Origin of the sequence: Streptomyces resistomycificus (genome assembly GCF_001514265.1) — a bacterium.
GTDB lineage: Bacteria > Actinomycetota > Actinomycetes > Streptomycetales > Streptomycetaceae > Streptomyces > Streptomyces resistomycificus.
In genome coordinates this window covers 173801-190675 of sequence record NZ_KQ948991.1, presented here as the reverse complement: position 1 = coordinate 190675, position 16875 = coordinate 173801, and the positions used below count along the sequence as shown (strand labels likewise).

Here is a 16875-nt window from a genome sequence, read left to right as displayed (position 1 = left end):
GGCCGGGCCCCGAGACGGGCCCGTGTGACGCCGGGGCGGTCCCCTGCGCTTGATCCAGTGTGTGACGTGTGTGGGCGCCAGGGGTTACCGCCGGAAAAGTCCTGGCCGAAACCGCGTACATTTGTAGGATCTGTAGCAGAAGTGTGAGCCGGTCGATGGTCCGGACCACTTGAACCGAGCCGCCTCGGCGTCCGAAGATTTGGCTCCCCGTCCTCCGCAACCGCGCGGAGGGCGGGGAGCGTCTTTGCGAACGCCTTTCGGGGGCGCGGGACGCTTCACAGGGCGTGGGGACGCCCTGGTCATTCAGGACACAGGGGAAGAGCGGGTAGGGCATGAGCGCGTTTGACGCACGGTCAGTTGTGCTGCCTGGCAGAAGATGGTCTGCCGCGTACAACCCTGACGGGGGGAAGCGTGTCCAACTGGCGTGGCAGAGGTTCTCGATTTCAGAGCGGCGACACGCGGCACGGCCCTTCGGCCGCCTCGCTCGCCCCTACGACCCCGCATGGCCGGCACGGCCGGTGGCATGCCGGTGATCGCGCCCATGCCAGCAGCGCGGCCCGCCCGCATACCCAATCAGCGTGACGGCGCCGAAGACGTCGTGGCCGCCGGCACCACCGTCGACCACCTCACCGAGACCTACCGGGCGCACTACCGCTCGCTGCTGGGTCTCGCCGCCCTCCTCCTCGACGACACCGCCTCCTGCGAGGACGTGGTCCAGGAGGCGTTCATCCGCGTGCACTCCGCGCGCAAACGCGTCCGCGACCCGGAGAAGACCCTGGCGTACCTGCGTCAGACGGTCGTCAACCTCTCCCGCTCCGCCCTGCGCCGCCGCATCCTCGGCCTGAAGCTGCTCTCCAAGCCGATGCCGGACATGGCTAGCGCCGAGGAGGGGGCGTACGACCAGCTGGAGCGCGACTCCCTCATCCACGCCATGAAGGGCCTGCAGCGTCGGCAGCGCGAGGTCCTGGTGCTGCGCTACTTCGCGGACATGACCGAGGCCCAGGTCGCCGAGACGCTCGGCATATCACTGGGCTCCGTCAAGGCGTACGGGTCGCGTGGCATCGCCGCCCTGCGGGTCGCCATGGAGACGCCGGCATGAGCTCAGACGACGACGGGCGGCGGCATCCGCACGTCCCCCACGAACCCTACGAGTGGCGCGAGCCGACAGGGCGCTCGGGCAACCAAGAGCCGAAGCAATCGCACGCTGGGAACGGAACTGTGAACCACGGCCCCGACGACCCGAGCTCCACGGGGCTCGACTCGGACGAGCTGGCACTGCGCAGCCTGTTGCAGGAGGCGGTCCAGGAGATCGCGCCGCGCGACGGCACGCTGGACCACCTGCGCAAGGCGGTACCCGCCCGGCGGGCACGCAAGCGGCAGGCCCTCGTCGGCATGGCGGCCGCGGCCCTCTTCATCGGCACCGCGGTCCCGGCCCTCGTGCACGTCTCCAACTCCACCGGCACCAACGCCAACCCGTCCATCGCCGGCCACGGCTCCGACACCGAGGGCGGCTCCGGCGAGGGCAAGGGCCCCGACGGCGGGGAGAGCACCTCCGGGGGCACCGCCGGCAAGACGGAGGACAAGGGCAAGGGCGAGCAGAAGGAGGAGGACAAGGGCAAGGGCACCGGCAGCGGCGCCGGAGTGAGCAGTGGCGCCGACCCCTCCGCCACCAGTGCGGCCGGCGTGCCCCTCTGTACGGCCGCCGAGCTCGGCTCGGCCACCGGGAGTGCCGACGCCGCCGACTCCGTCGGCACGGTCTACGGCACCTTCCGCATCACCAACGTCTCCGGCACCGACTGCACGGTCGTCGGCCCCGGCAGCATCAGCCCGACCCCGCAGGGCGCGGCGGACCCCGCCAAGATCACCACGGCACGGCATGTCGCCGGGGACGCGGCGGCCGCGCTGCCCGACCCCTCCCTCGAAGTCTCCTCGCTGCTGCTGAAGCCGGGTTCCTCGTACGAGGTGAAGTTCGCCTGGGTGCCCCTGGAGACCTGCCCGACCACCGGTGAGAACTCCAACGGCGACACGGGCAACCCGACGCCCGACCCGACGCCGACCGACGACACCACCACGGCCGGCGGCACCTCCACCGGCGACACCGGCACCTCGACCCAGCTGGTCACGGAGGAAGGCACCGCCGACGGCAGCGTGATCATCACGAACACCGCGGAGGGCGGGGCGCCCTCGGTCTCGACGCAGGTGTCCAACGCGTGCGCGGGCACGGTCTACTGGACGGGTCTGCTGGCCGGAGCCTGAGGCGTCACGCGATCGGCGCCGACGCCGGCGCCGGTCGCCGTGCCCGTGCCCTGAGGGCGGGCGCCCCGAGGAGCGGTCAGCCGGCCTCTCGTGGACGGGTGCCGGCGCTCCGGGCGGTTCAGCCGGCCTTCGTGGACCGGTGCCGGCGCCCCGGGCGGTCAGACGGCCACCCGCTCCTCTTCCCCGTCCGGCAGCAGCCCCAGCTCCGCGTCCCGGACGAACTCGATCTCCCGGCGCAGCAGCCGGAACCACATGAACACCACGAACCCGGCGAACACGAACCACTCGCCGGTGTACCCGAGGTTCTGGAAGGCCTTCAGGTCCAGGCCGGTGTCGGCCGGCGCCGTCGCCGGCACCGCCGTCATCCCGGAGTCCGCCTTGGTGAGCGTGATCCACGCGTCGTACACGCCGTACGGCACGAGGTTCACCAGGGACGCCGCGCTGATCGCCGCGGTCTGTCCGGCCGGGAGCCCGCCCTGCGCGCTGACGCCGTTGTCTCCGGGCGTCTCGGACGCCTGGAGCACACCGGTGACGGTGACCTCGCCGGTCGGTGCGGCCGGGACCTTCGCCGGGTCGGGGGTGCCGGGCAGCCAGCCCCGGACCACGGGCAGGGCCTTGCCGCCGTCGGTGCGCAGCAGCGACAGGACGTAGTAGCCCTTCCTGTCGTTCAGTTCGCGGCCGGGGACCAGAAGCTGCCGGTCGTACCTGCCGGTCACGGTGGCCTGCTTGCCGGATGTCGCCTTGTCCACGGGCAGCAGCTCCGCCAGCGGACGGGCGGCCTCCCGCCGACCGGTCTCGACCGAGGCCTCGGCGGTCTTCTGGTCCTGCATCCGGTCCTCGAAGCGGCTCAGCTGCCATGACCCCATGAAGACGCAGAAGGGGATGGCGAGCAGCACGAAGACGTTGATCCCCCACCAACGGGGCGTCAGCAGAAACCGGTACACGCCTTCAAAGGTACGGGGGCGTCCCGCGTCGCCGGGCCGCGGGGTCGTGTCGGTCAGTACCGCTCGGAGAGGTGGTCGCGGCCCGCGGGCGGCTCGTACGGCTCGGGCCGGAAGTCGGTGACGGTGGGCCGAGTCTGCACCCCGACACTGACAACCGGCCGGGCCGAGGTTTTCCACAGGCTGGGGGCCGGGTCGGCGGAATGTCGGCCCGGGCGGGCAGTATGGGGCCATGACTGAGAGCAACGGGTCCGCCGCGGCCGGGCGGAACGAGGAGATGCCGGACTGGGAGAAGCGCTTCCGGGCGCCCCGGGTGTCGCTGCCCGACTGGGCGGAGGACGCACCGGACCGCTCCCTGTTCGTGTCGAACGCGACGGGGACCTACGAGCTGTACGCCTGGGACCGCGCGACAGGCGAGCAACGCCAGGTCACCGACCGGCCGAACGGCACGACGGACGGTGTGCTCTCCCCGGACGGCACCTGGGTGTGGTGGTTCGACGACAAGGACGGCGACGAGTTCGGTGTCTGGCGCCGCCAGCCCTTCGACGGCGGGGAGGACGAGCTCGCGACCGCGGGGCTTCAGGCGTCGTACCCGGCGGGTCTCGCCCTCGGGCGTGACGGCCGTACGGCGGTCGTGGGCCGGTCGACCGACGAGGACGGCACGACGATCCACGTGGTGCGCCTCGGCGAGGATCCGGTGGAGATCTACCGGCACCGCGAGTCGGCGGGCGTCGGCGACCTCTCCCACGACGGCTCGCTGATCGCGATCGAGCACACCGAGCACGGCGACGCGATGCACTCCGCCCTGCGCGTCCTGCGGCCCGACGGCACGGCCCTCGCCGAGCTCGACGACACCAAGGGCGGTGCCGAGGAGCTGGGGCTCGAGGTGCTCGGGTTCGCTCCCGTCGACGGCGACACCCGGCTGCTCGTCGGCCACCAGCGCCGCGGCCGCTGGGAGCCGCTGGTGTGGGACGTGGCGACCGGCGAGGAGTCCGACCTGGCCCTGGAACTGCCGGGCGACGTGAGCGCCGAGTGGTACCCGGACGGCAGCGGCCTGCTCATCGTGCACGGCTTCGAGGCCCGCAGTGAGCTCTTCCGCTACGACCTCGCCACCCGCGACCTGGTCAAGGTCCCCACCCCGGCCGGTTCGGTCTCCGGGGCGACGGCCCGTCCCGACGGCAGCGTGGAGTACCTCTGGTCCTCCGCCGCCCAGCCCTCGACGGTCCGCTCCACGTCCGGCCGGGTCGTCCTCGACCCGCCCGGCATGAAGTCCCCCGGCTCCGTCCCCGTGGAGGACGTCTGGGTCGAGGGGCCGGGCGGCCGCATCCACGCCCTCGTCCAGAAGCCGGCCGGTGCGACCGGCCCGCTCCCCACGGTCTTCGACATCCACGGCGGGCCGACCTGGCACGACAGCGACGCGTTCGCGGCGGGCCCGGCGGCCTGGGTGGACCACGGGTACGCGGTGGTCCGCGTCAACTACCGCGGCTCCACGGGCTACGGCCGTGCCTGGACCGACGCCCTCAAGCACCGGGTCGGGCTGATCGAGCTGGAGGACATCGACGCGGTCCGCGCATGGGCGGTCGACTCCGGCCTGGCCGACCCGTCCCGCCTCGTCCTCACCGGCGGTTCCTGGGGCGGCTACCTCACCCTTCTCGGCCTCGGCACCCAGCCCGGCGCCTGGGCCCTGGGCATCGCGGCGGTCCCGGTCGCCGACTACGTCACGGCGTACCACGACGAGATGGAAGCCCTGAAGGCCATGGACCGCACCCTCCTGGGCGGCACCCCGGAGGAGGTCCCGGAGCGCTTCGAGGCGTCCTCCCCGATCACCTACGTCGACCAGGTCAAGGCCCCGGTCTACATCTCGGCCGGCGTCAACGACCCGCGCTGCCCGATCCGCCAGATCGACAACTACGTGAAGCGGCTGGAGGCGAGGGAAGCGGTCCACGAGGTGTACCGGTACGACGCGGGGCACGGGTCGCTGGTGGTGGACGAGCGGATCAAGCAGGTGAGGCTGGAGCTGGACTTCGCGGCGAGGCACCTGGGCGCCCAGGACCTGACCTAGGGCCGGACAGGCCCCAGCCGCGGTCCGTCCGTTCGCGCCCGACGTTCGCCGCGACCGTTCGCGCCCACTGTTCGCGGCGACCGTTCGCGCCCACCGTGCCGCCGGGGCGGTGCCGGTGGGCGCGGGCGGGACGGGTGGGCAGGGCCGGGAGCATGCCGGGTGGGGCCCAGGCGGGGCCGCCTCCTGGACCCCGGCCCAGGCGGGGCGGGGCCGTCGCCTACGCCCCGGCCCCCTCCCGCTGCGTCCGCCTCCCCAGCAGCTCCGCCAGTCCTCGACGGGTCGCCGCCAGCACCACCCGGTCCGAGCCCCGCAGGACGTACGTGTCGGGCAGGTCCCACACCAGCCCGGAAGCCCCCGCCTGCCTCGGCTCCTCGTAGGCCTCCTCCGCGGCCGGTTCCTCCCGGGCCCCGCCGGAGGCGGCCGTGTCCAGGGCCAACACCCGCCAGGCGCCCGCCCGGAACGCCTCCCCGACCGTCTTCCCCTCCAGCTGCGGGTGCCCGCTCACGTCCACGGCCGCGAACAGCAGCACCCGCCGCTCGACCGGTATCGCCCCCAGGATCTGCCGGCCCATCATCGCCCCGGCGAAGGCGGGCGCCGCCAGATGCGTCACGCTCCGGCTGCGGGTGGACGCCCCCGGGTGCGCGGCCCGCAGCGTGCGGTACACGGCGGTCGCGAAGTCGTCGTCGTACAGCCGCAGGACGACCCGCAGATCGGGCCGTACGGACCGGGCGTACAGCACGGCCTCCAGATTGGTGGTGTCCGCGCTGGTCACCGCGAGCAGGGCGTGCGCGCGGTGGATCTTGGCGGACTCCAGGACGCCCTCCTGGGTGACGTCCCCGAGGATGACCGGCACCCGCAGCCGCCGAGCCGTGGCGAGCCCGCGGGCGTCGGGGTCGGCCTCGACGCACACCACGGGGATGTTCAGTTCACGCAGCCGGGTCAGCACCCGGGTGCCGATCTTGCCCAGCCCGAGCAGCACGACGTGTCCGCCGAGTCCGCGCGGGGGCTTGCGCAGCGCGGAGGCGCTGCGGAAGGTGCCCAGCGTCTCGAGCGCGGCGGCCAGCAGCACCGGGAGGAGCAGCAACCCGACCAGACCGGAGAGGAGTTGGAGGATCTGGCGGCCGGTGGGCTCGCCGAGGGCGGGGTCGTTGATGGCGAACAGGTCGAGCAGCGTCAGGTAGGTGGCGTGCAGCGGGTGGTCACCGGTGACCAGCGTCAGCGCGACCGCGAGCGCGACCACACACCCCACGAGCCCCGCCAGCGACCACCGCAGCCGCCGCGAGAACAGCGAGGCGAACGGCGGCACGATCCCGCGTCCGGAGGGCAGCGGGGGCCCGGAGTACGACACCTGTTCCAGTACGACCGTGCCGCGACCGACGGCGTCCCGTACCGTCGCCGCGTCGGGCAGCAGCAGCGGCCCCTGCTCCCCGCTCTCGGGACTGCCGCCGCCGGCCGGGCCGTTGGGCGTCGCCGACAGCAGTGCCAGCGTGGCCAGGCCCGGGGCTGCCGTCTCGCCGGGGCGCGGCACCGGCCGCTCCACCGCGCGCAGCATCAGCCCATCGGTCTGGACGACCTTGCTGGTACCGGCGACGGCGCTGGCGGCCAGCGCGGGTGCGGCCGTGTCGGCGTCGGACAGGACGGTCGTGGAGGCGTCGAAGGCGGCGGCCGGTCCCGTGCCCCCGGTCGCCAACGCGGCTGCCTGGTCGAGGAGTTCCTCGATGTGCTGTCCCAACCGACGGTTGTAGAGCCGCAGTACGAGCCGCAGCGTGGGGTTGAGGCGGCGGGCGGTGAGCGCGGCGCGGATGTTGGTCTCGTCGTCGTCGTAGACGAGGGCGAGGGCGGCGGCCCGCTCCACACCTGCCGCCGCGAGCACGGTCTCGGTCGCCTCGGCGGCCTCCAACAGCACCGGCTCGCTCCCGGCCGGCTCGGCCGAAGTGCCGTTGCCCGCGGCCCGGTTGACGGCGGCCGTCACCACCCGGTCCAGCAGCGCCGAGGCCCGGGCCCGGCCGACCACGGGCGGACGTACGGTCCGCTCGGTCGGCGGGACGACCAGGGTGACCTGCTCGCGGTACACACCGCGCAGTTCGGCGGCCAGTCGATGCGCCAGCCCGTCGTCACCGCACACGACCATGTGCGCGACGGCCGCATCGCCCGGCGGACTCTGATTCGGAACGCTGCCCACGAGGGAAAGAGTGCCTCAACAGGGCAGGTGGTTCCACCAGGCATCAGCCGTAGCACCGGTCGTTCCCCACGAACGCACACGACTTCGCCGTACCGGCACTGAACGGACACTCCCCGGCAGCCGTAAAGGGGGGAGGGGGAAACCGCGCCCTTCCGCGCCCTTCCGCACCACCGGAGGTACCTCGCCCGTGGCCATCACCAAAGCCGCCCCACCGGAGTCGGGCGCGGAGACGAACGCGGCGAAGACGACTCCACCGGAGCACGGAAGCGGGCGGCGGCTCAACTCCCAGCTCGTCCTCACCCTGGTGCTCGTCCTGATGGTGCTCGGGCAGGGGCCGATCCGGGGTGCGCTCGCCGCGCCGGTCATGCAGAGCTGGATGACCGTCTTCGTCGCCGTGATGGTGCAGGCGCTGCCCTTCCTCGTGCTCGGTGTGCTGCTCTCGGCGGCGATCGCGGTGTTCGTGCCGGCGTCGTTCTTCGCGCGCGCCCTGCCCCGGAAGCCGGCTCTGGCCGTTCCGGTGGCCGGCGTGGCGGGGGTGGTGCTGCCGGGGTGCGAGTGCGCGTCCGTACCGGTGGCGGGGGCGCTGGTGCGGCGGGGGGTCACGCCGGCCGCGGCGCTCGCCTTCCTGCTGTCCGCGCCGGCCATCAACCCGATCGTGCTGACGGCGACCGCCGTCGCCTTCCCGGGCGACCCGGAGATGGTCCTCGCCCGTCTCGTCGCCAGCCTCCTGGTGGCGTGCGCGATGGGCTGGCTGTGGCTCAGGCTCGGCCGCGCCGAGTGGCTGCGCCCGCCGGCCCGGGAGGCCTACGACGGTCAGGGCCGGGGCGCCGCGTTCTGGGGCTCGGTCCGGCACGACGTGATGCACGCGGGCGGGTTCCTGGTGGTGGGCGCGATGGCTGCCGCGACGCTCAAGGCGGTGGTGCCGGAGGAGTGGCTGCGGCTGGCCGCCGACCACCCGGTCGTCTCGGTGCTGGCGTTGGCGGTCCTGGCGGTGCTGCTGTCGATCTGCTCGGAGGCGGACGCGTTCGTGGCGGCCTCGCTCACCCAGTTCTCGCTCACCGCCCGGCTGACGTTCCTGGTCGTCGGGCCGATGATCGACCTCAAGCTGTTCGCCATGCAGGCGGGCACGTTCGGGCGCGGTTTCGCCCTGCGGTTCGCGCCCGTGACCTTCGTCCTCGCCATCGCGGTGTCGGTGCTGACCGGGGCGGTGCTGCTGTGAACCGGCAGGCGCAGGCGGCCGTGCTCTTCCTGCTCGGCTCGGCCCTGCTGCACGCCGGCCTCACCGACCTCTACCTGCGCTATGTGAAGGCCGGCCTGCGCCCGATGCTGCTGGCCGCCGGCGTCGTACTGGTCGCGGCGGCCGCGGCGACGGTCTGGTACGAGTGGCGGGCCAGGAGGCAGGAACCCGGGCACGAGGCCCATGTCCACCCCGAGCCCCGCGTCTCCTGGCTGCTCGTCCTTCCCCTCCTCGCCCTCATCCTCGTCGCCCCGCCCGCGCTCGGCTCGTACAGCGCCCTGCGCACCGGCACGGCCCTGCAACAGCCCTACGGCTATGCCGCCCTGCCCGCCGACGGACCGCTGCGCCTCAACCTCGTCGACTACGCGGGCCGCGCGGCCTACGACCACGGGCGTTCCCTGCGCGGCCGGCAGATCAAGGTCACCGGGTTCGTCGCCCTCGACGGCAAGGGGAAGCCGTACCTGGTCCGTATGGCCCTCAACTGCTGTGCCGCGGACGCCCAGCCGGTCAAGGTCGGTCTGACCGGGCGGATCCCGCCGGTGCTGCGACCGGACACCTGGCTGGAGGTCACCGGCACGTACACCGCCCGGCGGGCCAAGGACCCGGTCAACGGCGGCCCGATCCCGTTCATCGAGGTCAGCGGTGCCGCGCCGGTGCCGGCGCCCAAGGACCCGTACGACGAGACGTGGAACAACTGACCGCCACGCCCCGTCGCGTCTTCGTCCGGTGGCCTCAGTCCTCCTCGTCCCCCTCGTCCTCCTCGCCACCGTCCTTGCCCCTGCCCTTGTCCTGACCGGGTCCCTTGTCCGTGTTCGCGTCCTCAGGCACCGACACGGAGGGCACCGGGGAGGACGGGGTGGGGGAGGCCGTGGTGGGGGAGGGGAAGGCGGCGGGGGCGGTGGGGGAGGTGGGGGAGACCTCGGGGGTGTCGGACAGGCCGGTTCCGTACGCCTCGGGCGTGCCCTGCGGCGGGGCCGTGGCGGCGCCGTTTGGCGTGGCGGTCGTCCCGGTCCGGGGCCGCTCCGCCGAGCTCTCGCCCGGCGAGAACCAGAGCATCCCGGCGATCATCGCGGCCAGGAACACCAGCACCCCGGCGGCCGTGGCCGGCATCCTCGACCGGCGCGAGGCCGGACCACGGGCGCCGCCACGGGCTGCGCCCCGGGACCGCGAGGGCCGGGAGACGGCGGAGGGCAGCGCGTACGTGGTCGGCGGCCCGGCCTCCGAGCCCAGAGTGACACCGGGTCCGGGCGACAGCGGGCTCGACGACAGCGGGACCGGTGACGTCACCGCGGCCGGCGCGCGCTCCGGTTCCGGCAGCGGCTCCGAACGGCCCTGCCACGCCCCGCCGCCGAACCACTCGGCGACCTGGGGCGCGGAGGGACGGTCCTCGGGCTGCTTGGCGAGCATCCCGAGAAGGTAGTTCTCGAAGGCGGGCGGCAGTTCGGGCCGCTCCTGCCGGGGCGGTGCCGGGGTGGCGTCCAGATGCTGGTGCAGGATCGCGACCGCGGTGTCGGCCTGGAACGGCGGCCGCCCGGTGAGGAGTTGGTAGAGCAGGCAGCCCAGCGCGTACACGTCGGAGGCCGGGCCGGCGGGCTGCCCCAGCGCCCGCTCGGGGGCGAGATAGAGGCTGGTGCCGACGATCTGGCCGGTGGTGGTGAGCGCGCCCGACGGGTCGTCGACGAAGCGGGCGATGCCGAAGTCGCCGATCTTCAGGGTGCCGTCGGTGTCCAGCAGCAGGTTGGCGGGCTTGATGTCACGGTGCACGATGCCCTGCTGATGGGCGGCGGCGAGCCCGGCGGCGGCCTGGGACGCGATCCGGGCCACCTGGTCCACGGGGAGCGGACCCGCCGTACCGAGGCGCCGCGCGAGGCTGTCGCCCTCGACCAGTTCCATCACCAGGAAGAGCCGGCCGTCGTACTCGCCGAAGTCGTAGACCGCCACCACGTAAGGGTGGTTGAGCCGTCCGGCGGTCTGGGCCTCCAGCCGGAAGCGTGAGGTCGCCGTCGGGTCGGAGTCGTGGGGGAGGAGGAGCTTGACGGCCACCGTCCTGCCCAGCGTCTCGTCGTAGGCCCGCCAGACCTCTCCCATCGCGCCGCGTCCGATGGGGTCGTGCAGCCGGTACCGGCCCGCTATCAGCACCTGTGTTTCATCCTCTTGCCGTAAGACGATTCGACCGCCGCAGGCCGCAACACGCCACGGTGACGCGGGTGATGGTGGGGGGTGCCGCAGCCGACCCAGCCTACCGGCGGTCGGCTGCCCCCGTGTTCACCCACGGGTGCCCAGCGGCCGAGGCCGAGGCCGAGGTGGCCGGCCGGCCGCGCCGGCTCAGCCCGGCCGACGTCCGGAAGAGGCAGCCCGCCGTCAGGTACCAGCCGGGCAGTTCCAGAGTCGCCGCCCTGGTCAGCGCCCCGGCCAGGGTCTCGTGCGCAGGAGCGTCCCGCGCAGCGCGTCGAGTTGTTCGGTGAGGGACAGTCGGCCGGGCATGCGTCCTGCCTACCACGATCAGGTGGTTCGTATTGCTGCCTGAGTGAGCTCCCCCTACGCTGAATCTGATGGGTCGTCAGATTCAGTGCCGGTATCGGCAGGCAGTGAGGGGCGAGCAGTGGTCGGCGTCGACAGCAGCACCAGGGAACTGCCCAAGGTCATCAGCGTGGACGATCACGTGATCGAGCCCGCGCACCTCTTCGAGACCTGGCTCCCGGCGAAGTACCGGGACAGGGGACCGAAACCGCTCACCGCGGGCATCGGCGATCTCGCCTACGTCGGGGGGAAGTACCGGTTCACCACCGACCCCGAGGGTCAGACCACCGACTGGTGGGAGTACGAGGGCGAGCTCTTCCCCTACAAGCGCATCATCGCCGCGGTCGGTTTCTCCCGGGACGAGATGACGCTCGACGGCATCACGCGGGAGCAGATGCGGCGGGGCTGCTGGGATCCGAAGGCCCGGCTGGAGGACATGGAGATGAACCATGTCGAGGCCTCGCTCTGCTTCCCCACCTTCCCCCGGTTCTGCGGGCAGACCTTCGCGGAGGCCAAGGACAAGGAGGTCGGGCTCGCGTGCGTGCGGGCGTACAACGACTGGATGGTCGAGGAGTGGTGCGGCGACAGCGGCGGCCGCCTCATCCCGCTGTGCCTCATCCCGCTGTGGGACATCGATCTGGCCGTCGCGGAGATCCGCCGCAACGCCGAACGGGGCGTGCGGGCCGTGACCTTCAGCGAGATCCCCACCTACCTGGGGCTGCCGTCGATCCACTCCGGCTACTGGGACCCGTTCTTCGCGGTCTGCGAGGAGACCGGGACCGTCGTGAACATGCACATCGGGTCCTCGTCGCAGATGCCGGCGGCGTCCCCCGACGCACCCCCCGCCGTGCAGGCCGCGCTGAGCTTCAACAACGCCATGGCGTCGATGATGGACTTCCTCTTCTCCGGGGTCCTGGTGAAGTTCCCGCGGCTGAAACTGGCATACAGCGAGGGTCAGATGGGCTGGATCCCGTACGCCCTGGAGCGCGCCGACGACGTCTGGGAGGAGCACCGGGCGTGGGGCGGGGTCAAGGACCTCGTCCCGGAGCCGCCGTCGACGTACTACTACCGGCAGATCTTCTGCTGCTTCTTCCGCGACAGGCACGGCATCGAGGCGATCGAGACCGTCGGCGTGGACAACGCGACCTTCGAGACGGACTATCCGCACGTCGACTCGACCTGGCCGCACACCAAACAGGTCGCCGCGGAGCACGTGGCCGGGCTTTCGTACGAGGTGACGTACAAGCTGCTGCGCGGCAACGCCATCCGGATGCTGGACCTGCCCTTCGACCGGCCCGCGTGAGCGGGGCTGCACGTCCCGGGCGATCACGATCGACATCCCGTAGGACCGGGGCCCGGCCGTCACTCCAGCCCCTCCAGCCCCTCAAACAACTCTGGTAACTCCTGTGCGCACGGCGGCTCGTGGGCACGGAAACGCCCGACCGCTGGCGACGGGGGATGCACCAGCGATCGGGCTATGGCCAACACTAACAAGGCTGTCAGTCCGGCGGGAGACGACTGCTGAGCCGTAGCAAGAAGTTGTGATCGGGATCACGCGGCAGGATCCGGGGCCGGGGGCCCGGCTCACCGGTCGCACGGGGGCTCGTAGGGCAGGCGCGACAGGTACTCGTCCCACTTCTCCTGGGTCAGTACGCCCCTGGTGGTCGAGCAGATCCGGCGGATGGCGTCGTCGACGTCGAGGTTCCACAGCCGGACGGTGTCGGTGCCGCTGGACACCCCGAGCATGTGACTCCTGGGGCTGAAGGAAAGGAAGTTGCCGCTCCTGGCGTTGGGGCTCATCGACTGACCGATGGGCGAGGCGTGGGCGGGGTCGGAGACGTCCCACAGCCGGACCGTGTTGTCGTTGCCGCCGCTCGCCAGGGTGTCGCCGTCCCGGTCGAGGGTCAGCGACACCACCGCTTCGGTGTGGCCGGTGAGCGGGGAACCCAGCGGCGCCGGTTTCGAGGGGTCGGAGACGTCCCACAGCCGGACCGTGTCGTCGCCGCCGGCACTGGCGAGCGTACGGCCGTCGGGGCTGTGGACGAGCACGTTGACCGGCCCGCGGTGCCCCGTGAGCGCCGGGCCGCGCCGGGTGACCCGGCCGGGGTCGGTGACGTCCCACAGCCGTACGGTGCCGTCCGCGCTGCCGCTGGCCAGGGTGCGGCCGTCGGGGCTGAAGGTGAGGGAGTTGATGTAGCCCCGGTGGCCGGTGAGCGGCGCGCCGGCCGGGACCACGTGCGAGGGGTCGCTGACGTCCCACAACCGGATCGTCCGCTCGTCGTAGGCGGTCGCCAGGGTGCGTCCGTCCGGGCTGAAGGCCAGCGCGTCGGGGCCCATGAACCGGGTGCGCAGGGTGAGCGACGGCCCGAAGGAGACCGGCCTGGACGGATCGGAGACATCCAGCAGGTACACCGTCCGGCTTCCGGTGAGCACCGCGAGCGTACGGCCGTCCGGAGCGAACGCCAGCGAACGCTGGCCGCCGTCCCCGGGCATGAACGGTTCGCTCAGCGGCGTGGGCCGCTGCGGGGAGCGCACGTCCCACAGCCGGATGCGACCGTCGCGGGCGGCGGTGGCGAGCACCTTCCCGTCCGGGCGGAACGCTCCGCTGCGGCCGATCATGTCCGTCGTCGGCAAGGACCACAGCCGGACCTTGCTGTCGCCGCTCCCGGTGGCGAGGGTCCGGCCGTCGGGGCTGAAGCCCAGCGCGTACATCTCCCCGCTGGCGCCCGCGAGCGGCTCGCCGACCCGCGCCGGGTACGCCGGCTCACTCACGTTCCACAGGCTCGCGGTGCTGTCCGCGCTGGCGGCCGCGAGCGTGCTCCCGTCGGGGCTGAACGCCACGGACCAGACCGGGCCGGTGTGTCCGGTGAGCGGCCCGCCGAGGGACTTCGCGCGCCCGGCCTCGCGCACGTTCCACAGCCGTACGGTGTCGTCCGCGCTGCCACTGGCGAGCGTGTGGCCGTCGGGGCTGAACGCCACCGAGTGCACGAGGTCCGTGTGACCGGCCAGCGCCGGGCCGACCCGCTCGGGACGCTGCGGATCGGCCACGTCCCACAGCGCGATCGTCTCGTCGTCGCCACCGGCCGCCAGCATCCGCCCGTCGGGGCTGAACGCCACCGAGCGCACCGCCGCGGTGGCGCCGGCCAGGGCGCCGAGCTCCTTCGGCCGGCCCGGATCGCCCAGGTCCCACAGGCGTACGGTCCGGTCCTCGCCGGCGGAGGCCAGCGTGCGGCCGTCCGGGCTGAAGGCGAGCAGGTAGATCGTGCCGTCGTGCCCGGTCAGGGGGGCGCCGAGCAGGCGCGGGTGACGGGGGTCGCGCACGTCCCACAGCCGGATGGTGCCGTCGTCCCCGGCACTGGTGAGCGTCTGCCCGTCCGGGCTGAAGACCGCGCTGCTGACCCAACTGGTGTGCCCGGTCAGAGGCTTGCCCAGCGGTCTCGGGCGGGTCGGGTCCCGCACGTCCCACAGCCGTACGGTCCGGTCGTAGCTCGCGGTGGCCAGCAGCCGCCCGTCCGGGCTGAACGAGGTGAGGTAGACGGCGCCGGTGTGACCGAGCAGCGGCGTGGCCAGCGGGGCGTTCACGATCGAGACCAGCCGGTTGTCCGTCCCCTCGTCGTCGGGCCGCAGGTCGTGGGCGACCAGATCGAGCTGGGCGGACAGGGAGGGGTCGGTGTACTGGACGCGGTCCGCCTCCGCGACCACCTGCTCGAACACCGCGTCGTTGCGCTGCTGCCAGGCGATCAGGGCCGCGCCGACGGCCACCAGCGCCAGGACGACCAGCGCCGACACCGCGCCCCGGCTGATCAGCACCGTACGCCTGCGCAACCGGACGGAGGCGGCCAGAAAGTCCACCGCGCCCCGGGTCAGGAAGGTGTCACCGGCGGACTTCGCCCAGTTGCGGGTCTGTTCGAGACGCGAACCCCGGTAGAGCAGCGACGCGTCACGGTTCGAGTCCTCCCAGGCCCGGCCGTCCTCCTCGATGCGCTGGCGCAGCAGGTGGTCGTTGCGGCCCTCGTCGATCCAGTCCCGCAGCCGCGGCCAGGCGTGCAGCAGCGCCTCGTGGGTGATCTCCACGGTCTCCGCGTCGAGCGTCACCAGACGGGCGCGCACCAGCGCCTCGAGGGACTCCTCCGTCTTGCCGGGGTCTCTCGACTCCCGCGCCAACTGCCGGCGCGTCCCGCGCCTCCGGGTGGCCTGGGTGTCCTCGCCCAGCCGCACCAGCCTCAGCAGCAGCAGCCGGGCGGCCGTACGGGCCGCCGGGTCGAGCCCCGACCAGGCCCGCTCCGCGGTCGCGGCCACCGCGCCCTGGATGCCGCCCGCCGCGCGGTACCCGGCCAGCGTCAGCCGGCCCGCCTTGCGCCGCTGCCAGGTCGAGAGCAGGGCGTGGGACAGCAGCGGCAGCATCCCCGCGTCGTGCGCCCCGCGCGGGCCGTCGGCGCTCACCTCCCGCACGATCAGCTCCGCCAGCCCCGGTTCCATCTCCAGCCCCACGGCCTTGGCGGGCCCGGTCACCGCCTCCCGCAGCTCCGCGGTGGTCAGCGGCCCGAGCACCATGTGCCGGTGCTGGAGGGCGTCGGCCAGCTCGGGATACCCGAGGCACCGCTCGTAGAAGTCGGCGCGGATGCCCAGCACCACGAGCACGGGGGCCCGCTCACCCGGGCCTGCGGGCGTGCACGCGGCGTGCAGGAGCCGGATGAACGTACGCCGTTCCGCCTCGTCGGCGCAGAGGGTGAACGTCTCCTCGAACTGGTCCACGATCACGACCGGCGGTGCGGGACCGGAGTTTTCGCGGCGCGCCCACGCGGTCGCCGCGTCCCGGACGGTGTCCGCGAAGAGGCTCCCGCCGGGCTCGCCGTCGGCCTTCGCCAGTTCGGCGAGCGCCGGTACCCGGCCGGTCAGTTCCGCGAGCGGATCGGTGCCCGGCACCAGCTGGAGCACCTCCCGAGCCGGCGCGGCGTCGCCCTCGTCCACCGGCGCCCCCTGCCGGAGGGCGGGCACCAGACCGGCGTTGAGCAGGGACGACTTCCCCGCGCCCGAGGCGCCGACCAGCATGACCAGCCCGCCGGTCCGCTCCGCCGCCCGCAGCTGGGCGACGAGGGCCTCGGTGCTCCGCTCCCGCCCGAAGAACCACCGGGCGTCCTGCTGACGGTACGAGGCGAGCCCACGGTAGGGGCAGACGCCGACCGGCCGCTCCTCCTCCGCCTCCGCGGCGGCGGGCCGCTCACCGGCCGGATCGGCCACCGCCCGCTCCCACAGCCGCTGCCACTGGGCCAGGTCGTACAGCCCGGCCGCCACCGGCGTCGGCCGCGCGCGCCGGGCCTGTGGGATCAGGACATGCAGGACGGCGGACAGGGCGACGAACTGCGCGGGCACGTTCCGGGCCCGCCGCCAGTCGCTGATCCGCTGCGCGGACACCCGTACGGCCCGTCCGCGCTCGTCGACGCGCTGCAGGCGTACGACCGCCTCGGACACACTCTTGAGGGGCGGGTTTCCGGCCTCCTTGTACAACAGCGCGAGCCGCTCCGCGAAGGCCGTGCGTGCCACTGAGTCGGAACTCAAGGCATTCACCCCTTACTTCCTCCGCGTCCGCGCCGCCGGACCATCCGGTCCGGAAAACTCACTTTATATGTCTGACCTGCGGCTAAAGCCCCGGATCGGGACCGGAGCCTCCTCGGCG

Annotated in this window: 10 protein-coding genes; 6 read left to right on the top strand and 4 right to left on the bottom strand. The window is 73.1% G+C overall.

What is annotated here, in order from left to right:
- The first annotated feature begins 523 nt into the window (after positions 1-523).
- Positions 524-1099 (top strand): SigE family RNA polymerase sigma factor, encoded by a 576-nt coding sequence (locus AQJ84_RS15340; RefSeq protein WP_053190224.1) that lies wholly within the window; start codon positions 524-526, stop codon positions 1097-1099.
- A gap of 119 nt (positions 1100-1218) precedes the next feature.
- Positions 1219-2256: a hypothetical protein gene (locus tag AQJ84_RS15335; RefSeq protein WP_030044961.1), complete on the top strand. Its 1038-nt coding sequence runs from the start codon at positions 1219-1221 to the stop codon at positions 2254-2256.
- Between the two features lie 158 nt (positions 2257-2414).
- Here AQJ84_RS15335 and AQJ84_RS15330 read toward each other — a convergent pair whose 3' ends face one another.
- A complete protein-coding gene (locus AQJ84_RS15330) occupies positions 2415-3200 on the bottom strand; it encodes an SURF1 family protein (RefSeq protein WP_030044962.1) in 786 nt (261 codons plus the stop codon).
- 229 nt (positions 3201-3429) lie between these two features.
- Here AQJ84_RS15330 and AQJ84_RS15325 point away from each other — a divergent pair, with 229 nt between their 5' ends.
- A complete protein-coding gene (locus AQJ84_RS15325; protein ID WP_030044963.1) occupies positions 3430-5259 on the top strand; it encodes a S9 family peptidase in 1830 nt (609 codons plus the stop codon).
- A 217-nt stretch (positions 5260-5476) separates the two neighbouring features.
- Here the strand turns inward: AQJ84_RS15325 and AQJ84_RS15320 are convergent, their stop codons facing one another.
- Positions 5477-7390, bottom strand: a complete 1914-nt coding sequence (locus AQJ84_RS15320; RefSeq protein ID WP_053190219.1) for an NAD(P)-binding protein — start codon at positions 7388-7390, stop codon at positions 5477-5479.
- Positions 7391-7628: 238 nt separating this feature from the next.
- Between AQJ84_RS15320 and AQJ84_RS15315 the strand changes: the two genes are divergently transcribed.
- The gene (locus tag AQJ84_RS15315; protein ID WP_030044966.1) at positions 7629-8660 is read left to right on the top strand and encodes a permease; all 1032 of its coding nucleotides are present in this window, start codon (positions 7629-7631) and stop codon (positions 8658-8660) included.
- A complete protein-coding gene (locus tag AQJ84_RS15310) occupies positions 8657-9376 on the top strand; it encodes a TIGR03943 family putative permease subunit (protein WP_030044967.1) in 720 nt (239 codons plus the stop codon). The genes AQJ84_RS15315 and AQJ84_RS15310 overlap by 4 nt, the downstream gene beginning before the upstream one ends.
- Before the next feature lie 34 nt (positions 9377-9410).
- On the opposite strand, the gene AQJ84_RS15305 is transcribed toward AQJ84_RS15310, so the two are convergent.
- Entirely contained in the window at positions 9411-10817 is a 1407-nt protein-coding gene (locus AQJ84_RS15305) for a serine/threonine-protein kinase (RefSeq protein WP_059198825.1), read from the bottom strand.
- A 463-nt stretch (positions 10818-11280) separates the two neighbouring features.
- On the opposite strand from AQJ84_RS15305, the gene AQJ84_RS15300 reads away from it, so the two are divergent.
- Complete coding sequence (locus AQJ84_RS15300) at positions 11281-12501, top strand: amidohydrolase family protein (RefSeq protein WP_030045697.1); 1221 nt, start codon at positions 11281-11283, stop codon at positions 12499-12501.
- Between the two features lie 281 nt (positions 12502-12782).
- Here AQJ84_RS15300 and AQJ84_RS15295 read toward each other — a convergent pair whose 3' ends face one another.
- Entirely contained in the window at positions 12783-16766 is a 3984-nt protein-coding gene (locus AQJ84_RS15295; protein ID WP_107082602.1) for an nSTAND1 domain-containing NTPase, read from the bottom strand.
- Positions 16767-16875: the final 109 nt, after the last annotated feature.

Excerpts from the sequence above, each read along its gene's own strand:
- AQJ84_RS15340 (WP_053190224.1), top strand. The coding sequence starts at position 524 with ATGCCGGTGATCGCGCCCATGCCAGCAGCGCGGCCCGCCCGCATACCC.
- AQJ84_RS15325 (WP_030044963.1), top strand. The coding sequence starts at position 3,430 with ATGACTGAGAGCAACGGGTCCGCCGCGGCCGGGCGGAACGAGGAGATG.
- AQJ84_RS15320 (WP_053190219.1), bottom strand. The coding sequence starts at position 7,390 with ATGGTCGTGTGCGGTGACGACGGGCTGGCGCATCGACTGGCCGCCGAA.